Raw genomic sequence first — 23,015 nt, 5'->3', positions numbered from 1 at the left:
TCCGGGATCGTCGTCTTGGAGGTGTGCGCCATGGCCGACGCCGCGTCGCGGCTGAGTCGTCTTGCCGAGCAGATGCTGGGAGTTCCGCTCCCGGTACGGATCCGGGCCTGGGACGGATCGCAGGCCGGGCCGCCGGGCGCGCCGGCGCTGGTCGTGCGCAACCGCCGCGCCCTGCGCCGCATCCTGTTCAAACCGGGCGAACTGGGCCTCGCCCGTGCCTGGGTCGCCGGCGACCTGGACGTCGAGGGCGACCTGTACACCGCGCTGGACGCGATGGCGTCCCTGGTGTGGGAGCGCGGCGAGGACGACCGCACCCTCCGCCAGGCCCTGCGCGACCCCGGCGTACGCGCCGCCGCCCTCGACCTGCTCAGGCTGGCCGGGCCCCCGCTGCCGCCCGCCCCGCCGCGCGAGGAGGTCCGCCGGCCCCGCCTCCATCTGCACACGCGGCGCACCGACAGGCAGGCCATCAGCCACCACTACGACGTCGGCAACGACTTCTACGAGCTGGTCCTCGGCCCCTCGATGGTCTACTCCTGCGCATACTGGGGGACCGCCGAGGATGCGGAGACCCTGGAGTCCGCCCAGCGCGACAAGCTCGAACTCGTCTGCGCCAAGCTCGGCCTGAAGGAGGGTCAGCGACTGCTGGACGTCGGCTGCGGCTGGGGCTCGATGGCGATCCACGCGGCCCGCGAGCACGGCGTGAGCGTCGTCGGGATCACCCTCTCCCAGGAGCAGGCCGCCTACGCCCGCAAGCGGGTCGCCGACGAGGGGCTGGCCGACCTGGTGGAGATCCGCGTCCAGGACTACCGGGACGTCGTGGACGGCCCCTTCGACGCCGTCTCCTCCATCGGCATGGCCGAACACGTCGGCGCCGAACGCTATCTGGAGTACGCGAGCCAGCTGTACGCCCTGCTCAAGCCCGGCGGCCGGCTGCTCAACCACCAGATCGCCCGCCGCCCGCAGCGCGACGAGACGGCGTACGAGGTGGACGACTTCATCGACGCCTACGTCTTCCCCGACGGCGAACTCGCCCCCATCGGCACCACCGTCACCCAGCTGGAACGCGCCGGGTTCGAGGTGCGGGACGTGGAGGCGATCCGCGAGCACTACGCCCGCACCCTGCGCCGGTGGGTCGGCAACCTGGAGGCGGACTGGGACCGCGCTGTCCGGCTCACCAGCCCCGGCCGCGCCCGCGTCTGGCGCCTGTACATGGCCGCCTGCGCGCTCTCCTTCGAGCGCAACCGCATCGGCGTCAACCAGGTCCTGGCCGTGCGCACCCCGGAGTCGGGCGCCTCGGGGCTGCCGCCGCGCACCCGCACCTGGAACACCGCCTGAGGGTCCGTGACGGGAAGGGGGCCCCGCTGCCGCGGGGCCCCCTTCCCGTTCGCTGCCCTGCGGCTACTCGGCCTTGATCGCCGTCAGCATGTCCAGCCTGGCCGCGCGCCGGGCCGGCCACAGGGCGGCCAGGACGCCGACCGCGCCGGCCAGCAGCAGGAAGAGCGCCATCCGGCCCCAGGGCAGGACCAGTTCGTACGTCGGCATCTTGGTGCCGAGCAACTGGCCGGCCGCCCAGCCGAAGAAGACGCCCAGGCCGATGCCGAGCACGCCGCCGAACAGGGAGATCACCAGGGACTCCAGGCGGACCATCCGCTTGACCGCCCTGCGGTCCAGGCCGATCGCGCGGAGCATGCCGATCTCCTGGGAGCGCTCGAAGACGGACATGGCCAGGGTGTTGATGACACCGAGGACCGCGACGATCACCGCCATGCCGAGCAGGCCGTAGAGCATGTTCAGCATCGTCGTGAACATCTGGGCGATCTGGTTGGAGATGTCCTTCTTGTCCTGGATCTTGATCGCCGGGTTGGTGCCCAGGTCCTTGGCCAGCCGGTCCTTCGTCGCCTCGGAGGCGCCGTCCGCCGTCTTGACCATGACCTGCATGTCGGCCGGGTTCTTCAGGTGCGGGGTGAGGACCTTGTTGTCGAGCATGATCCCGTTGATCATGTCGTTGCCCTCGTAGACACCGGCGACGGTCAGCTGCCGGGCCTTGCCGTCCTCGAAGTGCGCGGTGAAGTGCGAACCGGGCGTCCAGCCGTACTCCTTGGCCCGGTCCTTGTCCACGACGACCTGCGAGCCGCCGACCTTGAACGCGCCGTCGTCGACCTTCAGGTCCGTCAGCTTCGCGATGGACGCGCCGTCGACGCCCGTCAGGAACTCCGTCTTGCCGTCGATGCGGGAGGCGGCGTTGCGCAGCGGGCTGCTGGCGGTGACGCCGTCGGCCGCGGCGAGCTTCGTCGCCACCTCCGGGGAGAGCGGGGAGCGGTTGGCCATCGAGACGACGTAGTCCGCGCGGATCGCCGAGGAGGCCATCTTGTCGATGGCGGTCTGCAGACTGCCCGCCATCACCGTCATGCCGGTGATCAGGGTCAGACCGATCATGAGCGCGGAGGCCGTGGCCGCCGTACGGCGCGGGTTGCGCACCGAGTTCTGCCGGGCCAGCTTGCCCGAGACGCCGAAGACGCGCAGCACCGGGGCGGCGGCCGCGATCAGCGGGCGGGACAGCAGCGGGGTCAGGATGAACACGCCGATGATGAGCAGGACCGCGCCGATGCCCATCGGGCCCTGGGCGGAGTCGGCGTTCATCGACGTGGCCGCGAGGACCACGGCGACGCCCGCCCCGGAGAACAGCGCGCCGAACGTGTTGCGCAGCACCAGCGACTTGGTGGTGGCCTTGGCGTGCACGCTGCTCATCGCCGCCACCGGCGGGATCTTCGCGGCCCGGCGGCCGGGCAGCCAGGCGGCCAGCATGGTGACGAGGACGCCGACCGCGAGCGCGGAGACCACGGTGCCGGAACTGATCACCAGCGGCCCGTCGGGCACGCTCGCGCCGAAGGAGCCGAGCAGCGAGCGCAGGCCCGCGCCGATGCCGATACCGGCGGCCAGACCGGCCACACCGGCGACCGCGCCGACCGCGAACGCCTCGATCAGTACCGAGCGGGTGACCTGGCGGCGGGAGGCGCCGACCGCGCGCATCAGGGCCAGTTCCCGGGTGCGCTGGGCGACCAGCATGGTGAAGGTGTTGGCGATGATGAACGTGCCGACGAACAGCGCGATGCCGGCGAACACCAGCAGGGCCTGCTTCAGCCCGCTCATCGAGTTCGCGATCGTCTTCGCCTGGTCGTCGGCGAGCTGCTTGCCGGTGGTGGTCTCCACCAGGTGCTTCGGCAGCGCCGAGTCCAGCGCGGACTTCAGCGCGGTCTGGCTGGTGCCGGCCGCGGCCTTGACGTCGATCTCGTCGTAGCCGCCCTTCTTGCCGAAGAGCTGCTGCGCGGTCGGCGTGTCGAACAGGGCGAGGCTGCCGCCCGCGGCGACGTTGCCGTCGTCGGTGGTGAAGATGCCCGCGACGGTCGGGGTGAGGACCGGGCCGTCGACGGAGAGCCGCACGGTGTCGCCGACCTTGTAGCCGGCCCGCTTCGCGGTCTCGGAGTCGAGCAGCACCTCGCCCTTGCCGCGCGGGGCGTGGCCGCTGACCAGCGGGTACCGGGCGTCCTTGGTGCCCCAGTAGTTGCCGCCGGCGGACTGCCAGTCGCCGCCGAGCAGTTTGCCGTCCTTGTCGGCGACGGCGGTGAAGCCGCTGACGACGCCGGTCGCGGAGGCGGCGCCGGGGACCTTCGCGGCCTTGTCCAGCACGGCCTGGGTCAGGTCCGGCGTCCTGCCGACCCTGTCGCCCTCGGAGTCCTGGTACGTGGCCCGGACGGCGACGTCGACCTGGTCGAAGCCCTTGGCGGAGCTCTTCTGGTAGGCGTCGGAGATGGTGTTGGTGAAGACGAGCGTCCCGGAGACGAAGGCCACGCCGAGCATGACGGCGAGGACCGTCATCAGGAGCCGGGCCTTGTGCGCGAGGACGTTGCGCAGGGCGGTGCGGAACATCAGCTGGTACGGCCCTTCGCGTCGAACTGCTTCATGAGGTCGAGGACGGCGTCGGCGGTCGGGCCGTGGATCTCGTCCACGATCCGCCCGTCCGCGAGGAAGACGACGCGGTCCGCGTAGGCGGCGGCGACCGGGTCGTGGGTCACCATGACGACGGTCTGGCCCAGCTCGCGCACCGAGTTGCGCAGGAAGCCGAGCACCTCGGCACCGGAGCGCGAGTCGAGGTTTCCGGTCGGCTCGTCGCCGAAGATGATGTCGGGCCGGGAGGCGAGGGCGCGGGCGACCGCCACGCGCTGCTGCTGGCCGCCGGAGAGCTGGGAGGGCCGGTGGCTGAGCCGCCCGGACAGGCCCACCATCTCGATCACCCGCTCCAGCCAGGCCTTGTCGGGCTTGCGGCCCGCGATGTCCATCGGGAGGGTGATGTTCTCCAGCGCGGTCAGCGTCGGCAGCAGGTTGAAGGCCTGGAAGATGAAGCCGATCTTGTCCCGGCGGAGCCTGGTGAGCTGCTTGTCCTTCAGGGAGCCCAGCTCGGTCTCGCCGATGCGCACGGAACCGGAGGAGAAGGTGTCCAGGCCCGCCACGCAGTGCATCAGCGTGGACTTGCCGGAGCCGGAGGGGCCCATGATCGCGGTGAACTCGGCCTGCCGGAACTCGACGGAGACCCGGTCCAGGGCGACCACCCGGGTCTCACCCTGCCCGTAGATCTTCGACAGCTCCGTGGCACGTGCGGCCACGGCGGTGGTCCGGCCTGCGGTGGGTGTGGTGGTCACGGGGAGGTGCTCCTGTCGGGGGGTGACGTGTGTTCCTGAGGACCGCTCCATCGTCTCGGCGCGAACGGCGCGCCGCGTCAGTCGCTGTTCCGGTTCCCGAGGGCGACTCGGGGCGGACAAGAGGCCGCCGTGTCATACCTGGGGAGGACGGCGGACCCTGAGGAACCACATCGAAGGAGGCACGCTCGCGCGGCGGTCGCGGCAATGTCGAGAACAGGTGGAACGCCCTCGTTCGAACGGTGAAATTCCGTCATTTCACGTACACGCGTGCCCCCCTCACGTCACGCTGTCTGGCAAGTGCGGATGGCGCGTTCCATGGGCTGATGCACCCTCAGACGTCAATAAAATAAGACAACATCGGTCCGCCCTTCCGCTGTTCGGGGGATGGGCCCCGATAGGCTCGGATCCTCGACGCGGAGCCCACGGCCTGCCCGGATGGTGGAATGCAGACACGGCGAGCTTAAACCTCGCTGCCCCTTCGCGGGCGTGCCGGTTCAAGTCCGGCTCCGGGCACCACCGCGCCGCTCTCCGCCTTCACCGTTCAGCCATTGACATCACCCACACCCCGGCGGAGACTCATGCCCGCCCATTGGTGAAGAAAATTTCACCAGGCGAACAAGGGCTCGTCGCTGTGGGAAGGGGCAGGATCCATGCGCACCACCGTCGGGATCATCGGAGCGGGGCCGGCCGGGCTGCTGCTCGCGCGACTGCTGCACCGCGCGGGCATCGACGCGGTCGTCCTGGAGAGCCGCGACCGGGCCTACGTCGAACAGCGCCAGCGCGCCGGGATCCTGGAGCAGGGAACCGTGGACGTGCTGCGCGCGGCGGGCGCCGGGGAGCGGATGGACCGCGAGGGCCTGCGGCACGACGGCATCGAGCTGCGCTTCGACCGCACCCGCCACCGCGTCGACTTCTCCGCCCGCACCGGCGGACGGTCGGTGATGGTCTACGCCCAGACCGAGGTCTGCAAGGACCTCATCGCCCTCCAACTGGCGGAGGGCGGACCGCTGCTGTTCGGGGCGGAGGCGCTCGCCGTCGAGGGGGCCGCCGGCGACCGCCCGCGGGTGCGGTTCCGGCACGAGGGGCGCGAGGACGTGCTGGAGTGCGACTACGTCGTCGGCTGCGACGGCTTCCGGGGCGTGGCGCGGGCCGCCGTACCGGCCGCGGTCGCCCGTGTGTCCGAGCGGACGTACCCCTACGCCTGGCTCGGCATCCTCGCCGACGTCCCGCCCTCGCACGACGAACTCGTCTACGCCCGCCACGACCGCGGCTTCGCCCTGCTGTCGATGAGGTCCTCGTCCGTCTCCCGCCTCTACCTCCAGGTGCCGGAGGGCACGCGGGCGCAGGAGTGGACCGACGACGAGATCTGGTCGGAACTCGACCGGCGGCTGGAGACGGACGACGACTGGCGGCTGGAACGGGGTCCGATCACCCAGAAGTCGGTCACGCCCATGCGCTCCTTCGTCCACGAACCCATGCGCCACGGCCGCCTCTTCCTCGCCGGTGACGCCGCTCACATCGTCCCGCCGACCGGCGCCAAGGGGCTGAACCTCGCCGTCGGCGACGTCGTCACCTTCGCCCGGGCGCTCGTCCACGAGCGGGAGACCGGCTCCCCGGACCTCCTCGACGCCTACTCGGCGACCTGTCTGCACCGGGTGTGGCAGGCCGAGCGCTTCTCCTACGACATGACGACCCTGCTCCATCCGGCCCCGGACACCACGCCCTTCGACGCCGGGCTCCAGCGGGCGCGGCTGGAGCGGATCGCCTCCTCGCGCGCGGCGGAGACCGACCTGGCCGAGGCGTACACGGGGTTTCCTCTCGGTTAGGTCCCAGGTTCGTCATGGAACGCGATCATCCGTGGCCGGGAATCGCCCGCACGCGTAGCGTGTTGCGCAGCACGGCAGGGGAAAGATCCTCCTCAAGTATCATGGTCGGTCCTTTGCCAATCCATTACGCTTTGAGCCAAGGCTGCGCGCGGCAGCCATGGAGGAGTGAGATGAGGAGCAGTAACCCGGTCTTCTCGCGACGGGGGTTCAGCCGCGACAACGGCTACGCCGGCTTCAACACCGCACCGCAGGCCGGGTACGCACAGGGCAACCCGTATGCGCAGAACCCCTACGCGCAGAACCCGTATGCCCAGAACCCGTACGCCCAGCAAGGCCTTCAGCAGGGCGCGCCCCCGCAGGCCCCGGTCACCACCGACCGGATGACCATGGACGACGTCGTCGTCCGCTCGGCCATGACGCTCGGCACGGTCGCCCTCGGCGCCGTCCTCGCCTGGGCGCTGCTGCCGGTGTCGACGACGAGCTACGGCCTGGCCGTCGGCTCCGCGCTGGTGGCGTTCGTCCTGGCGATGATCCAGAGCTTCAAGCGCACCCCGTCCCCCGCCCTGATCCTGGGGTACGCCGCGTTCGAGGGCGTCTTCCTCGGCGTCATCAGCGAGATGTACAACAGCCGCTGGAGCGGCGCCCCGTTCCAGGCGGTGCTCGGCACGATGGCGGTCGCCGGCGCCACCCTGCTGGTCTACAAGGCGGGCTGGATCCGCGTCACCGCGCGCTACGCCCGGATGGGCCTCGCCATCGCGATGGCGTTCATGGCCGTCATGGCGGTCAACCTGCTGCTGGTCGTGTTCGGCGTCGCCGAGAACGGCGGCCTGCGCAGCTTCGGCCCGCTCGGCGCGCTCGTCGGCATCTTCGCCATCCTGCTCGGCGCGTTCTTCCTGACGCTGGACTTCAAGCAGATCGAGGACGGCATCGCCTACGGCGCCCCGCGCAACGAGTCCTGGCTCGCCGCGTTCGGTCTCACCATGACCCTGGTGTGGATCTACGTCGAGATGCTGCGGCTGGTAGCGATCTTCACCAGCAACGACTAGCGGCCGAAGCCGAAGTCGACTGAAAAGGCCCCGGGCTGTCACGGCCCGGGGCCTTCTCGCGTCTAGAGCAGCTTGCGGGCCGCCCTCCTCAAGTCGTACTCGTGCACGATCGCCTTCGCGTGGCCGTACGCGAGGTCGTACTCGTGCCTGAGCCAGCTGACCTTCTCCTCGAAGCGGACCAGGGCGGGGCCTTCTTCTACGGTGCGCAGCCAGTCGGAGACTTCACGACCGGTGCAGTGGGGAATGCGGGCGAGCAGATTGCGGTGGGTCTCCTCGGAGAAGAGCTGGGACATCGGCGCCTCCGAACGCAAAGGGGATGTAAGCCGGTCCTTCACGTCACCGTGCCTGAGCGTTCGCGTGTTGGCAACAGTGCGGCGGGTTACGCTCGGCGCGTGGTTGATACGACGCCCCTGACCCAAGCAGTGGAGTTCTTCGCCGACCGGTTGCGGGCCGCCCCGCAGAGCCGGCTGCAACGAGGCGCGGCCGCGGAGGCGCTGGCGCTGGCCCGGCAGTTGGCCCGGTGGGCGCAGCGTGTCGAGGAACCGGGGAGCGAGCCCCGGGAGATGCCGGACGCCGGGATGTTCGCCGCCGCCGATCAGATCCTCGTGGCCGCACACGATGTGGGACTGGTGCTGCGGACCGAGGACGAGGTGGCCGAAGCGGTGCGGCTGGTCGAGGAGGCGCGGCAGAAGGCGGGGGTCTGAGGGCCCGCCGCGAAGGACCCTTACAGGGACGCGATGACCCGGTCCGCCAGGATGTACACCGTCTCCTCGCCGCAGGCGAAGGTCAGGGTGTAGGCGCCGGAGATGCCCGAACCGCCGAGGAGGTAGGGGGTGTCGCCCGACTGCACGGCCGCGGCCAGGCGTTCGGCGGTCTCCCGGTGGCCCGGGGTCATGCACAGGGTGGTGCCGTCGGCGAAGACGTAGACGTCGAGGGTGCCGAGCGGGCCCGGGCGGACGTCGGCCAGTTCGACACGGTCGGCGGCCAGCTGCTCCAGCGTGGTCACCGTGCGCTCGTGGTCGCCCACGACCGGGGACTGCACCGGGACGAAGTCGGGGTGCGAGGGGTGCCGGCGGCGGGCGGCGGCCAGCTCCGGGGAGTCTCCCGCGAACTCGTCGGGCTCGGCGGTCGGCTCGGACACCGGCTCCAGGCCGGCGAAGTCGCCCTGCCGGGGCAGGAACAGCTCGGTGTCGCTCAGCCCGAGCAGGGACGGCGCGTCGGAGGCGTCACGGGCTTCCTGGGCGGCCCAGAAGGCGCGCGCCTCGGCCAGCTCGCGCTCCCGCTCCTCGGCGAGCGCCTCGGTCACGGCGGCACGTATCTGCTCCGCGTCGGCCTGCGTGCGGGCGCTCGGCAGCAGGGCGCGCGTGGCGGCGGCCCGGTCCTCGGCGAGCTGCTGCTGCAGCGCCGTGAGCTGGCGGCGCAGCTGCAGGACAGTGCGCAGGACGGCGACGCCCACGGCGCCCGTGGCGACCGTGGTGAGCAGCAGGGCGATCGGCATGGCGCTCACTGACGTACTCCCGGTTCAAAGTCGACCCCCGACTTCCTACATCAGCTTGAAGGGCGGACTATCCAGCTGTCAGTGCGTAACGTCACGAAACGGACAGGACTTTGGCCTCGTGGGCTCCCCCCGTACCGCGCTGACCTGCGTTGACCTGCACTGATATGACCGGCAGGCGAGATAGGTCACATCCTGGGTGAGATTGGATCACGAAAAGGCCCGGAACCGTGGCGTTTCCTCGGTTCCGGGCCGATTCATGACGGGACGTGCCCGTCCCGTTACGGTTGGTGGCTCAGCTGAGGCGCTCGATGACCATCGCCATGCCCTGGCCGCCGCCGACGCACATCGTCTCCAGGCCGAACTGCTTGTCGTGCCACTGGAGGGAGTTGATGAGCGTGCCGGTGATGCGTGCGCCGGTCATGCCGAAGGGGTGGCCGACGGCGATGGCGCCACCGTTGACGTTCAGCTTGTCGAGGTCGATGCCGAGGTCCCGGTAGGAGGGGATCACCTGGGCGGCGAAGGCCTCGTTGATCTCGACCAGGTCGATGTCGTCGATGGTCAGGCCGGCGCGGCGCAGCGCCTGCTTGCTGGCCTCGACCGGGCCGAGGCCCATGATCTCGGGGGACAGGCCGGAGACGCCGGTGGACACGATGCGGGCGAGCGGGGTCAGGCCCAGCTCGCGGGCCTTGGTGTCGGACATGATGACTACGGCCGCGGCGCCGTCGTTGAGCGGGCAGCAGTTGCCGGCCGTGACGAGCCCGTCGGGGCGGAAGACCGGCTTGAGCCCGGACACGCCCTCCAGGGTGACGCCGGCGCGCGGGCCGTCGTCCTTGCTGACGACCGTGCCGTCGGGCAGCGTCACCGGGGTGATCTCGCGCTCCCAGAAGCCGTTCTTGATGGCTTCCTCGGCGAGGTTCTGCGAGCGGACGCCGAACTCGTCCATCTCCTGGCGGGTGACGCCCTTGACGCGGGCCAGGTTCTCGGCGGTCTGGCCCATCGAGATGTACGCGTCGGGCAGCAGGCCGTCCTCGCGCGGGTCGTGCCAGGTGGAGCCGGTCGACTCGGCCACGGCGGCGGTACGGGCCTCGGCCTCGGCGAAGAGCGGGTTGCGTCCGCTCGGCATGTCCGAACTGCCGTTGACGTAGCGGGAGACCGTCTCGACACCGGCCGAGATGAAGACGTCGCCCTCGCCGGCCTTGATGGCGTGCAGGGCCATGCGGGAGGTCTGCAGGGAGGAGGAGCAGTAGCGGGTGATCGTGCAGCCCGGCAGGTGGTCCATGCCCATCTGCACGGCGACGATGCGGCCGAGGTTGTGGCCCTGCTCGCCGCCGGGGAGGCCGCAGCCGAGCATCAGGTCGTCGATGTCCCTCGGGTCCAGCTCGGGGACCTTGGCGAGGGCGGCCTGGATGATCGTGGCGGTCAGGTCGTCGGGGCGCAGATCCTTGAGGGAACCCTTGCCGGCGCGGCCGATGGGGGAGCGGGCGGTCGAGACGATGACGGCTTCGGGCATCACGGCTCCAGTGGACGGGAAGTTGGGCAGGGCCGCTTGGGAAGTTACCGCTCCGTATGGTCCAGGTCACGTGTGTGGTGGTGTGACTCTGACCGCAATTTACTAAGCGCTTGCTTGGGCATCTGGCGGCTCGGCCGAGAGAGGTGCGGGTGGGCAGGGGCGGTCATACCGACGGGGTCGCCGGTTCGGCTTCCGGGACGCGGCGGCGGCGCCGGCGCTTCAGCAGGGCCCAGGGGCCGCGGGGGCCCGTCGGCATCGCCGCGGTGACCTCCGTGCCCGCCTCCGAGGCGGCCTCGGCCGCGGCCCGGGCCACCGGCAGGAAGCCCTCGCGCCGCATCACGTCCGGGCGCTCCTCCTCCGCCGGCCACAGCCCGAGCGCCGCGCACACCGTGGGCAGGACCGCCATCGCCGCCGTCGCGTAGCCCTCGGCCGAGGGGTGGTAGTTGTCCGGGCCGAACAGTTCCCGGGGGTTCGCCTCGAACTCCGGGCCCAGCAGGTCGCCCAGCGACACCGTGCGGCCCCCCTGCTCCACCGCGCCGATCGTCTGGGCCGCGGCCAGCTGCCGCGAGGCCCGCCGAGCCAGCCAGCGCAGCGGCTGCTGCACCGGCTCGATCGTGCCGAGGTCGGGACAGGTGCCGACCACCACCTCGGCCCCGGCCGTACGCAGCCGCCGTACCGCCGACGACAGGTGCCGTACCGAACGGGTCGGCGGCATCCGGTGGGTGACGTCGTTCGCGCCCACCATGATCACGCAGATGTCGGGGACGGGCGAGGGGGCGCCGAGGGTCAGGGACACCTGCCGGTCCAGGTCGTCCGACTGGGCACCGGGCTGGGCGACGTTGCGGAGCTCCACCGGGCGTTCCGCCACCGCCGCGAGTCCCGAGGCCAGCAGCGCCCCCGGTGTCTGGCCCGCCCGGTGCACGCCCTGCCCGGCCGCCGTCGAGTCGCCGAGCATGGCCAGCCTGAGGGGCGGCTCGCCGGGGACGTCGTAGGTGTGGCCGTAGATCCCGTCGGCCACCGGCACCCGGCCGCCGCTGCCGTTGCCCACATGGCGCCGGGCCAGCCGTACCTCCGCCAGCAGCAGGCCGACGGCGGCCGCGCCGGCCAGGCCGACCCCGCCTCCGCCGTACGCCGCTCCGGCCGCGATGCGCCGGGCCACCCGGGCCCTCGACATGCTCGTCATGCGTCGCCGCCACCTCCCTCGTAGCCGTACACCCACTCCTTGCCCCGTACAGCGCGTGCGCCAATCTCAACGGGGAGTGAACGACCACCACGTCGCACGCCTGGGCCGTAGGCTGGCGGAACCACTACGACCACTGTTTTTGTGCACAGCAACCGGAGACAACGGTGCAATTCCACGACTCGATGATCAGCCTCGTCGGCAACACCCCGCTGGTGCGGCTCAACAACGTGACCAAGGGCATCCAGGCGACCGTCCTTGCCAAGGTCGAGTACTTCAACCCCGGCGGCTCCGTGAAGGACCGCATCGCCCTGCGCATGATCGAGGCCGCCGAGCAGAGCGGCGAGCTGAGGCCGGGCGGCACCATCGTGGAGCCGACCAGCGGCAACACGGGTGTGGGGCTCGCGATCGTCGCTCAGCAGAAGGGGTACAAGTGCATCTTCGTGTGCCCCGACAAGGTGAGCACCGACAAGATCAACGTGCTGCGCGCATACGGCGCCGAGGTCGTGGTCTGCCCGACCGCCGTGGACCCCGAGCACCCCGACTCGTACTACAACGTCTCCGACCGGCTCGTCCGCGAGACCCCGGGCGCGTGGAAGCCGGACCAGTACTCCAACCCCAACAACCCGCTCTCCCACTATCACTCGACCGGCCCCGAGCTCTGGGAGCAGACCGAGGGGAAGATCACCCACTTCGTGGCGGGCGTGGGCACCGGCGGCACGATCTCCGGCACCGGCCGCTACCTGAAGGACGCCAGTGACGGCAAGGTCCAGGTCGTCGGCGCCGACCCGGAGGGCTCCGTGTACTCCGGCGGCTCCGGGCGGCCGTACCTGATCGAGGGCGTCGGCGAGGACTTCTGGCCGACCGCCTACGACCGCACCGTCGCCGACGAGATCGTCGCCGTGTCCGACAAGGACGCCTTCCAGATGACCCGCCGCCTGGCCAAGGAGGAGGGCCTGCTGGTGGGCGGCTCCTGCGGCATGGCCGTCGTCGCCGCCCTGCGCGTCGCCGAGCGGCTGGGCCCGGACGACGTCGTCGTCGTGCTGCTGCCGGACAGCGGGCGCGGATACCTCAGCAAGATCTTCAACGACGAGTGGATGGCCGACTACGGCTTCCTGGAGGACGAGGGCCCCAGCGCCCGTGTCGCCGACGTCCTGAACCACAAGGCGGGCGGCACCATCCCCTCCCTCGTGCACATGCACCCCGAGGAGACCGTCGGCCAGGCCATCGAGGTGCTGCGCGAGTACGGCGTCTCGCAGATGCCGGTCGTCAAGCCGGGCGCCGGCCACCCGGACGTGATGGCCGCCGAGGTCGTCGGCTCGGTCGTGGAACGGGAGCTGCTGGACGCCCTGTTCTCGCAGCGCGCCTCCCTGGAGGACCCGCTGGAGAAGCACATGTGCCCGCCGCTGCCGCAGGTCGGCTCCGGCGAGTCCGTGGGCGACCTGATGCAGGTGCTCGGCTCGGCGGACGCGGCGATCGTCCTCGTCGAGGGCAAGCCGACCGGCGTGGTCAGCCGCCAGGACCTGCTGGCCTTCCTCGCCCAGGGCGGCAAGCAGTAGCCGAACGCACGGTGAACCGCCGGTTTCCGTGCGGCACTTGCGGGTGGTCTGCCGGTCGGGCGGACTTCGCGGAAGTGGTACGAGCGTGTCACGTCCGCGCAGCACACGCTTAACACGGGTCCGGCACATTAGTGGGCGTCGGCAGGGGTGGGAGCGGCTCCCCGCCCAGGCCGACGCCGAACGGCGCCAAGGACCTCCGGAGCGGCTCCCGGACCTCCATGGACGCCACGGACGCGTGATGCCCGGCCCTGACCCGGCCCGCGTCCCTCGCGGGGACCGCCGTCGTCCCGCCCCCCGGAAACGGGGGTGCGGCGGTCCCCGCGAAAGCTTTCCGGACGGCCGTCGGCGCTCGCGGACGGCCGTCAGCCGTCTAGACGGTCGTCCAACTCGCCAGCAGGGCCAGGCGCTCCGCCGTCTCCGACCCCTTCTCCGGGGTGTACACCACGAGCGTCTGCTCCGGGTCCTGGCCGACCGTCAGCGTCTCGTACGGCAGGGTCAGCAGGCCCGCGACCGGGTGCCGGATCTTCTTCACGCCGTAGGCGCACTCCCTGACCTCGTGGTCCGCCCAGAGCCGGCGGAAGTCCTCGCTCCTCAGGGAGAGCTCGCCGACCAGAGCGCACAGCTCGGGGTCGTCGGCGTGCCGGCCGGCGGCGATCCGCAGGTTGGCCACCGTCGTGGCGGCCACCGCCGGCCACTCCGGGTACAGCTCACGGGCGGACGGGTTCAGGAAGACCTGCCGGGGCATGTTCCGCCCGGCCGGGGTGACGCGGCTGAAGCCGTTCACCGCGTCGCCGAGCGCGTTCCAGGCGAGCACGTCCATGCGGCGGCCCAGCACGAACGCCGGGCTGCGCTCCATGCTGTCGAGCAGGCTCTGCACGCCGGGGCGGACCTGCGGCGCGGGCCGGTGCCCGGGCCGTTCGCCCCGGTGCCGGCGCTGCGGGCGGGCCACCGTCCGCAGGTGGGCGTGCTCGGTCTCGTCCAGCCGCAGCACCCGCGCGACCGCGTCCAGCACCGCGTCACTGACGCTCGCCCCCCGGCCCTGCTCCAGGCGGATGTAGTAGTCGACGCTCACCCCCGCGAGCTGGGCCACCTCCTCGCGGCGCAGGCCCGGTACGCGGCGCCGCCCATGGCTGGGCAGCCCCACCTCCTCGGGCTGGATCCGTGCGCGCCGCGAGCGCAGGAAGCCGCCGATCTCGCCGTCCAGCCAGTCCCCGTCCATGGCCCGATCGTAAGGGAGCGGGCGGACGCGAACCTGGTACTGGCGTACCCAGGAAAAGCGCATCCCTGGGTACGGCCGCCGGGCCCGGCGAGGGTGGTGTCAGCCGCCGGGGAGCAGCCCCGGCGCCGATCCCCAGGGGGAACACCCATGTCGTACACGAACCTGTCCGGCCGCACCGCCGTCGTCACCGGAGCCGCCAGCGGCATCGGCGAGGCGCTCGCCGTCCAGCTCGCCGCCGAGGGCGCCCGGGTGGCGCTGCTCGCGCGGCGCGCAGAGCGCCTCCGGGCGCTGGTGGAGAAGATCCGGGCCGACGGGGGCGAGGCGCTCGCCGTGGCCGCCGACGTCACCGACGACGCGTCCGTGGACGCCGCCCGGGACCTGGTGCACGAGACGTTCGGGCCCGTCGACCTCGTCGTCAACAACGCCGGTGTCATGCTCCCGAACCCCGTCGCCGACGGCCGGATCGACGAGTGGCAGCGGATGCTCGACACCAACGTCGGCGGCGTCCTGCGGGTCATCCGCGCCTTCGGCGCCGACCTGGTGGCCGCCGCCGGCGCGGGCCGCACCGCCGACCTGGTCGACGTCTCCTCCGTCGGCGCCCACGTCCCGTACCCCAACTACGCGGTGTACGGCGCCACGAAGGCCGCGGTCACCTATCTCTCGCAGTCGCTGCGCAGCGAGTTCGGGCCGCGGGACGTGCGGGTGACGAACATCGAGCCGGGCCTGACGCAGACCGAGCTGGCGACGCACATCGACAGCACGGAGCTGTCCGGGCAGCTGGACGGCATGTTCGACGTGCTCGGCGGCCTGACGGCGGCGGAGGTCGCGGACGTCGTCGCCTACGCCACCAGCCGTCCCCGGCACGTCAACCTCCGCCAGATCATGGTCCTTCCGACGCGGCAGGTCTGATCCGCTCCCGGCGTCCGCTCAGTCGTCGTCGCGGGAGCGGTCGCGGTCGCGCCGGCCGGCGAGCAGTTCGGGGTTGGCCCGGACCGCCTGGGCGAAGTTGACGCCGACGATGCCGACCCAGGCGGCGATCGTCCCGGTCGTCCCCGCGATGCCGCCGCAGACGGCGGTCAGCGGAATCGCGAGGACCAGCGAGATGATCGCGAACCCGAAGCGCTCCACCCAGGTGTCGGCGTCCTTCGGCCGCCGCGCGCCGCGCGCGCTCGCCATCCGCTGCTCGGCCAGGTGCCGCTGCACCCGGCGGCCCACGATGTCGTCGATGCGCCGCTCGGCCTTCTCCAGGAAGGAGTCCAGCAGCGCGGCGTCGTAGTCCTCGCCCAGCTCGCGGCGTGCCCGCACGGTGGCGTCGAGATCCTTGCGCAGGTCCACGTCCCGCGGGTCAACAGTGGTCATGCCGTTCAGACTAGGCAGCGGCCGCCTTCGCCGCACTGGGGATATCCCCCTGTCCCCGAGGCCTGGTCGAAGACCAGCTCGGGCGGCACCGGGGAGTCGGCGCAGCCGACGATCACCGCGAACGGCTGCTCCCCGGCGGCGGGCAGGTGCCGCCGGGGAGCAGCCGGTGCCGGGGCGGCCGTCAGATCATTGCGACCGGGTCCGGCTACTTCACCAGTCCGTGCTGCCTGGCATAGGCGTCCGCGACGTCCTGGGGATCCTTCTTGTCCGTGTCCACCTGCCGGTTCAGCTCGGTGAGCTGGGCCGTGGTGAGCAGGTTGCCCAGCTTGGCGAGGGCCTTGCGGACGGTGTCGTCGGCCTTGCGGTCGGCGATGAGCGGGACGATGTGCTGGCTGGGGATCAGGTGCTCGGGGTCGGTGAGCACCACCCAGCCGTTGGCCTTGATGTCGGTGTCGGTGGTGAACAGGTTCGCCACGTCCACGTCGCCCTTCTTCAGCGCGCCCTTGACCAGCGGCCCGTCGGAGTCGAGCGACTTGAACTCCTTGAACTCCACGCCGTACACGTCCTTCAGGCCGACCGCGCCGACCTGGCGCTTCTTCACCTCGGGCGCGGCGCCGATGACCAGCCTGCCGTTCTGCTTCTTCAGGTCGGCGAGGGACGTCAGCCCGTACTTCTTCGCGGTCTCGCTGGTGACGACGAAGGCGTCGGAGTCCTCCGCCATGCCGTACGGCAGCACCTGGAGGCCGGCCGGGAGGGCCTGCGTGAGGGTGTTCTGCATCTCGCCCGACTCGGTGGCCGTGGCTTTCGGGGCGAGGTAGTTGAGGAGGGCGCCCTGGTACTCGGGCAGCAGGTCGATGTCGCCGCCCCTGAGGGCCGGGATGACGATCTCGCGGGTGCCGAGGTTGGGGCGGACGGTCGTCTTCACACCGGCTCCCTGGAGGGCGGCGGCGTACAGGTAGCCGAGCACCTGGTTCTCGGTGAAGTTGGCCGTGCCGATGGTGACTCCGCCCTTGCTGGAGCCACCGCCGCCGGCGGCGGAGCCCGAGCCGTTGAGGGAGGTGACGCCGCTCGCGCAGGCGGAGAGGGCGGGGACGGAGGCGACCGCGAACAGGCCGCCGAGGACGGTACGTCGATTCATGTCAGGGGGTTCCCTAAGCGGTGCGGTGGCGGAACAGGAAGCGCTGGAGGGCGGCCAGGGTCATGTCCAGGGCGATGGCGACGACGGCGACCAGCACCGCGCCGCCGAGCACCTGGACCAGGTCGCGCTGGGCGAGGCCGTCGAAGACGTAGCGGCCGAGGCCGCCGAAGGAGACGTACGCGGCGATGGTCGCCGTGGCGACGACCTGGATCAGGGCGAGGCGCAGACCCGTCATGATCAGCGGCAGCGCGAGCGGCAGTTCCACCTGGAACAGGACCTGGTGGCCGCGCATGCCCTGGCCGCGCGCCGCGTCCTTCACGTCCGGGTCGACGGCCGTCATGCCGGCGTAGGTGTTGGTGACGATCGCGGGGACGGCGAGGGCGACCAGCGCGACGTACACCGGCAGCATCGACAGGCCGCCGGCCAGGAAGACCAGGACGACCAGGCCGACGGTCGGCAGGGCGCGGCCGAAGGAGGCGAGGTTGATCGCGAGGAACGCGCCCCTGCCGGTGTGGCCGATCAGCAGGCCGAGCGGCAGTCCGATGGCGGCGGCGATGAGCGTGGCCAGCAGGGAGTACTGGAGGTGTTCGGCGAGGCGGTGCGCGATGCCGTCGGGGCCGGTCCACTGGGAGCCGCTGGTCAGCCAGGCACCGAGGTTCTTGAGGAGCTCGTACATCTCAGGCTCGCCTCCTGGTCCACGGAGTGAGGGCGTACTGGACGGCGACCAGCGCCGCGTCCGCCACGACGGCGAGGAGCAGGGTGAGGACCACTCCGGCGATCACCGGGGTCGGGAAGTTGCGCTGGAAGCCGTCGGTGAAGAGCTGGCCCAGGCCGCCGTCGCCGATGTAGGTCGCGACGGAGACCAGGGAGATCGACATGACGGTGGCGATGCGGACGCCGGCGAAGATCACGGGGAGCGCGAGGGGGAACTCGACGGTCAGGAGCGTGCGCAGCGGGCGCGTGCCCATCGCCTTCGCGGCCTCCTTCACCTTCACGGGGACCGAGTCCAGGCCCTCGACGGTGTTCCGCAGCAGGACGACCAGGGTGTAGACGGTCAGGCCGGTGACGGTGGTGGTGCGGGTCAGGCCGCTGACCGGCAGCAGCAGGACGAAGATCGCGATCGACGGGATCGTGAACAGGACGTTGGACAGGCCGAGCAGCAGGCCGCGCAGCCGGGGGAGCCGGTGGGCGACCACGGCCAGCGGCAGCGAGATCAGCAGGCCGAGGGCGACGGCCGTGAGAGCGGCCTGGAGGTGGGAGAGCGTCAGGGTGGTGAGGTCGTCGGTGTGGGCCGATATCCAGGACCAGTCGATCGTCATGCGGCCACCCGCACTTCCGCGTGGGCGCGGCCGGCGCGCTCGTGGATGTCGTCGCGGGAGGTGACGCCGGTGAGGACGCCGTCGGGGCCGACGCGGGCGATCAGGCCGGTGGGGGAGGCGACCGACTCGTTGAGGGCGGAGAGGAGCGAGTCGGTGTCCCGTAGCGGGCGGACCGGGATCTCGGCGTCCTGAGAGGCCCAGTGGAGGGGCTTGCGCTGCGCGTCGAGGGCGAGGGTCCAGGGGCCGCCTTCGGGTGCCGGTCCCTGCGGGACGTCGGCGAGGGTTGTCAGGGACAGCAGCTTCAGTCCGCGCTCGGCGCCGAGGAAGTCGGCCACGAACTCGTCGGCCGGCCGGGCCAGGAGTTCGGCGGGCGGGGCGCACTGGACCAGGTGGCCGCCCGTGCGGAACACGGCGATCTGGTCGCCGAGCCGCACCGCCTCGTCGATGTCGTGCGTGACGAACACGATGGTCTTGCTCAGCTCCGCCTGGAGTCGCAGCAGTTCGTCCTGGAGCTGGGCGCGTACCACCGGGTCGACCGCGCCGAACGGCTCGTCCATGAGCAGGACGGGCGGGTCGGCGGCCAGGGCGCGGGCGACGCCGACGCGCTGTTGCTGGCCGCCGGAGAGCTGGTGGGGGTAGCGCCGGCCGGCCTCCGGGGCCAGGCCCACGGTCTCCAGGAGTTCCGCGGCGCGGGCCCGGGCCTCCTTGCGGCGCCGGCCGAGCAGCAGCGGGACGGTGGCGATGTTGTCGAGCACCGTGCGGTGCGGGAAGAGGCCGGCCTGCTGGATGACGTAGCCGATGGAGCGGCGCAGCGCGGCCGCGTCCTGCCGGGTGACGTCCTGGCCGCCGACGCGGATGGTGCCGGAGGTCGGCTCGACCATCCGGTTGATCATCCGCAGGGTGGTGGTCTTGCCGCAACCGGAGGATCCGACCAGGACGGTGATGCCGCCCTCCGGCATCTCCAGGTTGAGGTCGTGGACCGCTGTGGTGCCGTTGGGGAAGCGCTTGTGGACCGCGTCGAACTGGATCATGAGATGTCCCTTGCCCGGCTGTATAACGTCATGCAGAGTTCTTGGTGTGTGAATAGCTTGTCAACGGTTCGACGTTAATCCGCTGTAACGGATGACCGAAGGGCAAGATCGAGTGTCCGGATTGAGGGGAGTTTGGGCGTGTTGTCGTCTCGCATAGTGGATGCATCGCCGTCCGTGTCGTCTGCGCGATCCGCGACCGTGGTGCTGGACGGGTCCGGACTCGGTGTCGAGGACGTCGTACGCCTCGCCGACGGGAGCGCGCGGCCGGTCCCCGCGCCCGAGGCGATGCTGCGCGTGGAGGAGTCCTGGAACGCCGCCCGGCAGATCGCCGCCACCGGACGCGTCTACGGCCGTTCCACCGGCGTCGGCGCCAACCGGAACGAGGACGTGCCCACCGAGGCCGCCTCCGATCACGGCCTGCGCCTGCTGCGCAGCCATGCCGGCGCGATCGGCGGGGAACTCCCCGCCCGGCAGGTGCGCGCCGCCCTCGCCGTCCGCGCCAACCAGTTGCTGGCCGGCGGCGCCGGGCTGCGGCCGAGCGTGGTCACCGCGCTGTGCGAGGCGCTGGAGTCGGGCGCGTACCCGGTCGTCAACGAGTTCGGCTCGGTCGGCACCGGCGACATAGCGGGCCTGGCTCAGGTCGGCCTCGCGCTCGCCGGGGAACACCCGTGGCGGGGCGCGGGCGCCCCCGCCCCGCGGCGCCTCGACAACAACGACGCCCTCGCCCTGATCAGCAGCAACGCCCTGACCCTCGGCCAGTCCGCGCTCGCCCTGCACGAGCTGCGCGGGCTCGTCGGCGCCACCCAGGTCGTCGCCGCCCTGTCCCTGCTCGCCGTCGACGGCTCCCACGAGGCCTACGCCGCCCCCGTGCACGCCGCCCGCGCGGACCGGGGCAGCGCCGAGGCGGCCCGGCGGATGCGCGAGCTGATCGGCGCCGCCGACCGGCCCACCCCGCCGCTCGGCCGGATCCAGGACCCCTACGGCTTCCGGTGCCTGCCCCAGATCCACGGCCCCGCGCACGACGCCGCCGACGCCCTGGAGCGGGTGCTGGACGTGGAGATCAACGCGGCCGCCGAGAACCCGCTCATCGTCCCCGAGGACCAGGCCGCCTACCACCACGGCGGCTTCTACGCGGCCCGACTCGCCCTCGCCCTCGACCACTTCAGGCTCGCCCTCACCCAGGTGGCCCGGCTGTCGACGTCCCGCCTGTCCACCCTCAACGAGCCCGCCTACACCCGGCTGCGGCCCTTCCTCGCCGACTCCGCGCCGGCCGCCTCCGGCGTGATGATCCTGGAGTACGCGGCCGCCGCCGCCCTCGGTGACCTGCGTGCCTTCTCCGCGCCCGCCTCGCTCGGCCACGCTGTACTCTCCCGGGGCGTCGAGGAACAGGCGAGCTTCGCCTCGCTCGCCGCGCGGCAGACCCTGCGCGCGTGCGGTGCGTATCGTCTGGTGGTCGGCTGCGAGCTCGTCGCCGCCGTCCGCGCGCTGCGCCTGCGCGACCTGCGGCCCGACCCGGGGCTGCCGGCCGGCCGGGCCTTCGCGCTCGCCGAGCCGGTCCTCGGCACCGACCCGGCCGACCGGCCGCTCACGGACGACGTGGCGGCGGCCGCCGCACTGCTCGACCGGTTCACGGACATCTGGAGGGGGAGCGCGTCATGAGCGCGGACAGGAGTACCGACACCGAGAGTGTGCCGTCCGGCGCCCCGGACAGTCCCGCGGGCCGGTTGCAGGCGCTCTTCGAGGGGCACCGGCTCACCCCGACCCAGCGCCGGATCGCGCACAGCATGGTCCGGCGGGCTGGCGACGTGGCCTTCCTGTCCAGCGTGGAGCTGGCCGAACTGGCCGGGGTCAGCCAGCCGTCGGTGACCCGGTTCGCCGTCGCGCTCGGTTTCGACGGCTATCCGGCGCTGCGCAGGCATCTGCGCGAGGTCGTGCCCGCCGAACCGGCCGCCGAGGCGGGCGCGTTCAACGAGTACCAGCAGGCCGTCGAGGCCGAGATCGAGAACCTGCGCCACCTCGCCGAACTGCTCGCCGACCCGCGCCCGGTGCAGCGGGCCGGCCGGATCCTCGCCGCGTCCCGGCCGCTGCCGGTGCTCGGGCTGCGCGCGGCCGCCTCCCAGGCGTACGGCTTCTCGTACTTCGCGGCCAAGGTCCACCCGGACGTCCGGCTGCTCGACGAGGGCGGCACGATGCTCCAGGACCGCATCGACGCCGTCGTCCGCGCGGGCGCGTCGGCCCTGCTGTGCTTCGCGCTGCCCCGGCATCCGCGCGAGGTCGTCGACACCCTCGCCTACGCCAAGGACGTGGGGCTGACCACGGTCACGGTCGCCGACTCCGCGTTCGCACCGGTCGCCAAGCACTCCGACCTGCTGCTGCCCGCCGCCGTCGGCACCGGGCTCGCCTTCGACACCGCGTGCGCGCCGATGCTGCTCGGCCGGGTGCTGCTGGAGGCGGTCTGCGACGACCTGCCCGAGGCACAGGCCCGGCTGGAGGAGTTCGACGCGAAGGCGGCGGCCCGGGGCCTGTTCGTGGAGTGACCCGTCTGCGGGCTCCCGCAGGTGCTCTCAGACTCGTCTCAGGTTCGCCCACTAGCTTCCCTGCGACATAGAGGCGCTGTGGGAACACGTGACACGGGAGGCCGACGTGGCGCGCGCAGGACGAGAAGGACGCGGGGGACGCGGACTGGCCCGGGTGGCCGTCGTCGTACGGGCCGGGGCCGCACCGCTGTGGTGGTCCGGGGTGGTCGCGGCCGGGATAGGGGTGCTGCCGCCCGGACTGACCGGACGCCGGACCGGGGTGCTGGCCGGGGCCGCGCTGTTCGTCGTGGCCGCGGCCGCCGTACCGCTCGCGCGGCGGGGGCGGTACGACGTTCTCGCGCGCGGCGCGGCCCGCGCGGGCAAGTACGACGTGCTCCAGGACCGGGCGGTGACCGTGCGCGTCTGGCGCCGGGGCCACCGCTGGTGGCTGCTGCTCGCCCTCGCCCTGGCGCTGGGTTCGGCCTTCGTCCTCCCCGCGGCCGGCGGCCTGCTGCTCGCCGGGCTCGGCACCGGACTGCGGCTGAAGGCCGCCTGGATCGGGCGGCGCGAGCGGGCCGGGCAGACGCTGCTGTGGGTGCGCGTCGACCGGCTGGGCCCGCGCGGCGGGAACCCGGTGGGCAAGGCCGTGACGGGCCTGCGCGGTACGGGCATCGCGGCCGGCGACGCGGCCCCGGGCGGGACCCGCCGCCGCACCGCGGCGCTCGCCTAGGGGCTCAGACCTCCAGTTCCTCCTCGATCCTCCTCAACTGGTGCCGGGCCATCGCCAGGTTGGCCCGGGACGAGTCCAGGACCAGGTAGAGGAACAGGCCGTTGCCGCCACGGCTGGTGAGCAGGCGGACCAGGTGGTACTGGTCGGTCAGCGTGATCAGGATGTCCTCGATCCCGCTCTTGAGGCCCAGCATCTCCATCGTGCGCATCTTGGCGCGGATCACGTCGGTGTTGCCGGCGGCGGCCACGTTCAGGTCGAAGGTCTTGCTGCCGCCCATCGTGCCCAGCGCCATCCCGCTGGTGTAGTCGACGAGCGCGACGCCGGTGGCGCCCTCGATGGAGGTGAGCGCCTCTTTCAGCGCGGTCTCGGTGTTGGCCATGGCGAGTC

Annotated in this window: 22 protein-coding genes and 1 tRNA gene; 10 read left to right on the top strand and 13 right to left on the bottom strand. The window is 71.9% G+C overall.

Going from position 1 to position 23,015, the window contains the following annotated elements; genetic code table 11:
* The first annotated feature begins 30 nt into the window (after positions 1 to 30).
* A complete protein-coding gene (locus tag AC4OXY_RS22495; protein WP_356027225.1) occupies positions 31 to 1,335 on the top strand; it encodes a class I SAM-dependent methyltransferase in 1,305 nt (434 codons plus the stop codon).
* Between the two features lie 63 nt (positions 1,336 to 1,398).
* Here AC4OXY_RS22495 and AC4OXY_RS22490 read toward each other — a convergent pair whose 3' ends face one another.
* Both AC4OXY_RS22490 and AC4OXY_RS22485 read right to left on the bottom strand, forming a co-directional pair.
* Entirely contained in the window at positions 1,399 to 3,927 is a 2,529-nt protein-coding gene (locus tag AC4OXY_RS22490; RefSeq protein ID WP_491994507.1) for an ABC transporter permease, read from the bottom strand.
* Positions 3,927 to 4,697: an ABC transporter ATP-binding protein gene (locus AC4OXY_RS22485; RefSeq protein WP_356027230.1), complete on the bottom strand. Its 771-nt coding sequence runs from the start codon at positions 4,695 to 4,697 to the stop codon at positions 3,927 to 3,929. Before AC4OXY_RS22485 ends, AC4OXY_RS22490 begins: the two co-directional genes overlap by 1 nt.
* A 429-nt stretch (positions 4,698 to 5,126) precedes the next feature.
* Here AC4OXY_RS22485 and AC4OXY_RS22480 point away from each other — a divergent pair.
* The 3 genes from AC4OXY_RS22480 to AC4OXY_RS22470 all read left to right on the top strand — a co-directional run bounded on the left by AC4OXY_RS22480 (position 5,127) and on the right by AC4OXY_RS22470 (position 7,569).
* A tRNA-Leu gene (locus AC4OXY_RS22480) sits at positions 5,127 to 5,213 on the top strand.
* A gap of 134 nt (positions 5,214 to 5,347) precedes the next feature.
* Positions 5,348 to 6,523 carry a 4-hydroxybenzoate 3-monooxygenase gene (locus AC4OXY_RS22475; RefSeq protein WP_491994506.1) on the top strand — a complete coding sequence of 392 codons (1,176 nt, stop codon included), beginning with the start codon at positions 5,348 to 5,350 and terminating at the stop codon, positions 6,521 to 6,523.
* Positions 6,524 to 6,693: 170 nt separating this feature from the next.
* Positions 6,694 to 7,569 carry a Bax inhibitor-1/YccA family protein gene (locus AC4OXY_RS22470; RefSeq protein WP_356027235.1) on the top strand — a complete coding sequence of 292 codons (876 nt, stop codon included), beginning with the start codon at positions 6,694 to 6,696 and terminating at the stop codon, positions 7,567 to 7,569.
* A gap of 62 nt (positions 7,570 to 7,631) precedes the next feature.
* On the opposite strand, the gene AC4OXY_RS22465 is transcribed toward AC4OXY_RS22470, so the two are convergent.
* Positions 7,632 to 7,862 (bottom strand): DUF4287 domain-containing protein, encoded by a 231-nt coding sequence (locus tag AC4OXY_RS22465; RefSeq protein WP_067045839.1) that lies wholly within the window; start codon positions 7,860 to 7,862, stop codon positions 7,632 to 7,634.
* 99 nt (positions 7,863 to 7,961) lie between these two features.
* Here AC4OXY_RS22465 and AC4OXY_RS22460 point away from each other — a divergent pair, with 99 nt between their 5' ends.
* Positions 7,962 to 8,273: a hypothetical protein gene (locus AC4OXY_RS22460; RefSeq protein WP_079172946.1), complete on the top strand. Its 312-nt coding sequence runs from the start codon at positions 7,962 to 7,964 to the stop codon at positions 8,271 to 8,273.
* A gap of 20 nt (positions 8,274 to 8,293) precedes the next feature.
* On the opposite strand, the gene AC4OXY_RS22455 is transcribed toward AC4OXY_RS22460, so the two are convergent.
* The 3 genes from AC4OXY_RS22455 to AC4OXY_RS22445 form a co-directional block, all read right to left on the bottom strand.
* Positions 8,294 to 9,076 (bottom strand): hypothetical protein, encoded by a 783-nt coding sequence (locus AC4OXY_RS22455; RefSeq protein ID WP_356027239.1) that lies wholly within the window; start codon positions 9,074 to 9,076, stop codon positions 8,294 to 8,296.
* Positions 9,077 to 9,359: 283 nt separating this feature from the next.
* A complete protein-coding gene (locus AC4OXY_RS22450) occupies positions 9,360 to 10,577 on the bottom strand; it encodes an acetyl-CoA C-acetyltransferase (protein ID WP_356027242.1) in 1,218 nt (405 codons plus the stop codon).
* Positions 10,578 to 10,740: 163 nt separating this feature from the next.
* Positions 10,741 to 11,760: an SGNH/GDSL hydrolase family protein gene (locus AC4OXY_RS22445; protein ID WP_362821482.1), complete on the bottom strand. Its 1,020-nt coding sequence runs from the start codon at positions 11,758 to 11,760 to the stop codon at positions 10,741 to 10,743.
* Between the two features lie 164 nt (positions 11,761 to 11,924).
* On the opposite strand from AC4OXY_RS22445, the gene AC4OXY_RS22440 reads away from it, so the two are divergent.
* The gene (locus tag AC4OXY_RS22440; RefSeq protein ID WP_356027247.1) at positions 11,925 to 13,316 is read left to right on the top strand and encodes a cystathionine beta-synthase; all 1,392 of its coding nucleotides are present in this window, start codon (positions 11,925 to 11,927) and stop codon (positions 13,314 to 13,316) included.
* A gap of 370 nt (positions 13,317 to 13,686) precedes the next feature.
* Here AC4OXY_RS22440 and AC4OXY_RS22435 read toward each other — a convergent pair whose 3' ends face one another.
* Entirely contained in the window at positions 13,687 to 14,535 is an 849-nt protein-coding gene (locus AC4OXY_RS22435) for a helix-turn-helix transcriptional regulator (protein WP_362821483.1), read from the bottom strand.
* Between the two features lie 147 nt (positions 14,536 to 14,682).
* Between AC4OXY_RS22435 and AC4OXY_RS22430 the strand changes: the two genes are divergently transcribed.
* Complete coding sequence (locus tag AC4OXY_RS22430; RefSeq protein ID WP_356027251.1) at positions 14,683 to 15,444, top strand: SDR family oxidoreductase; 762 nt, start codon at positions 14,683 to 14,685, stop codon at positions 15,442 to 15,444.
* An 18-nt stretch (positions 15,445 to 15,462) separates the two neighbouring features.
* Here the strand turns inward: AC4OXY_RS22430 and AC4OXY_RS22425 are convergent, their stop codons facing one another.
* The 5 genes from AC4OXY_RS22425 to AC4OXY_RS22405 form a co-directional block, all read right to left on the bottom strand.
* Positions 15,463 to 15,894 carry a hypothetical protein gene (locus tag AC4OXY_RS22425; protein ID WP_356027254.1) on the bottom strand — a complete coding sequence of 144 codons (432 nt, stop codon included), beginning with the start codon at positions 15,892 to 15,894 and terminating at the stop codon, positions 15,463 to 15,465.
* A 205-nt stretch (positions 15,895 to 16,099) separates the two neighbouring features.
* Positions 16,100 to 17,032 carry an ABC transporter substrate-binding protein gene (locus AC4OXY_RS22420; RefSeq protein WP_356027256.1) on the bottom strand — a complete coding sequence of 311 codons (933 nt, stop codon included), beginning with the start codon at positions 17,030 to 17,032 and terminating at the stop codon, positions 16,100 to 16,102.
* Positions 17,033 to 17,045: 13 nt separating this feature from the next.
* A complete protein-coding gene (locus AC4OXY_RS22415) occupies positions 17,046 to 17,708 on the bottom strand; it encodes an ABC transporter permease (RefSeq protein WP_356027258.1) in 663 nt (220 codons plus the stop codon).
* A 1-nt stretch (position 17,709) separates the two neighbouring features.
* Positions 17,710 to 18,351 carry an ABC transporter permease gene (locus AC4OXY_RS22410; RefSeq protein ID WP_356027261.1) on the bottom strand — a complete coding sequence of 214 codons (642 nt, stop codon included), beginning with the start codon at positions 18,349 to 18,351 and terminating at the stop codon, positions 17,710 to 17,712.
* A complete protein-coding gene (locus tag AC4OXY_RS22405) occupies positions 18,348 to 19,382 on the bottom strand; it encodes an ABC transporter ATP-binding protein (protein ID WP_362821487.1) in 1,035 nt (344 codons plus the stop codon). The genes AC4OXY_RS22410 and AC4OXY_RS22405 overlap by 4 nt, the downstream gene beginning before the upstream one ends.
* Positions 19,383 to 19,523: 141 nt before the next feature.
* On the opposite strand from AC4OXY_RS22405, the gene AC4OXY_RS22400 reads away from it, so the two are divergent.
* The 3 genes from AC4OXY_RS22400 (at position 19,524) to AC4OXY_RS22390 (ending at position 22,628) form a co-directional block, all read left to right on the top strand.
* Positions 19,524 to 21,041, top strand: a complete 1,518-nt coding sequence (locus AC4OXY_RS22400; RefSeq protein WP_356027266.1) for an aromatic amino acid ammonia-lyase — start codon at positions 19,524 to 19,526, stop codon at positions 21,039 to 21,041.
* Positions 21,038 to 21,919 carry a MurR/RpiR family transcriptional regulator gene (locus tag AC4OXY_RS22395; RefSeq protein ID WP_362821488.1) on the top strand — a complete coding sequence of 294 codons (882 nt, stop codon included), beginning with the start codon at positions 21,038 to 21,040 and terminating at the stop codon, positions 21,917 to 21,919. Before AC4OXY_RS22400 ends, AC4OXY_RS22395 begins: the two co-directional genes overlap by 4 nt.
* Positions 21,920 to 22,025: 106 nt before the next feature.
* The gene (locus AC4OXY_RS22390) at positions 22,026 to 22,628 is read left to right on the top strand and encodes a hypothetical protein (RefSeq protein ID WP_491994505.1); all 603 of its coding nucleotides are present in this window, start codon (positions 22,026 to 22,028) and stop codon (positions 22,626 to 22,628) included.
* 4 nt (positions 22,629 to 22,632) lie between these two features.
* On the opposite strand, the gene AC4OXY_RS22385 is transcribed toward AC4OXY_RS22390, so the two are convergent.
* A complete protein-coding gene (locus AC4OXY_RS22385) occupies positions 22,633 to 23,007 on the bottom strand; it encodes a roadblock/LC7 domain-containing protein (protein WP_356027273.1) in 375 nt (124 codons plus the stop codon).
* Between the last annotated feature and the right edge of the window lie 8 nt (positions 23,008 to 23,015).

The sequence above is a fragment of the Streptomyces sp. HUAS MG56 genome (genome assembly GCF_058673395.1).
Note: the sequence above shows the minus strand (reverse complement) of the source record. Positions and strands in the feature narration are given on the sequence as shown.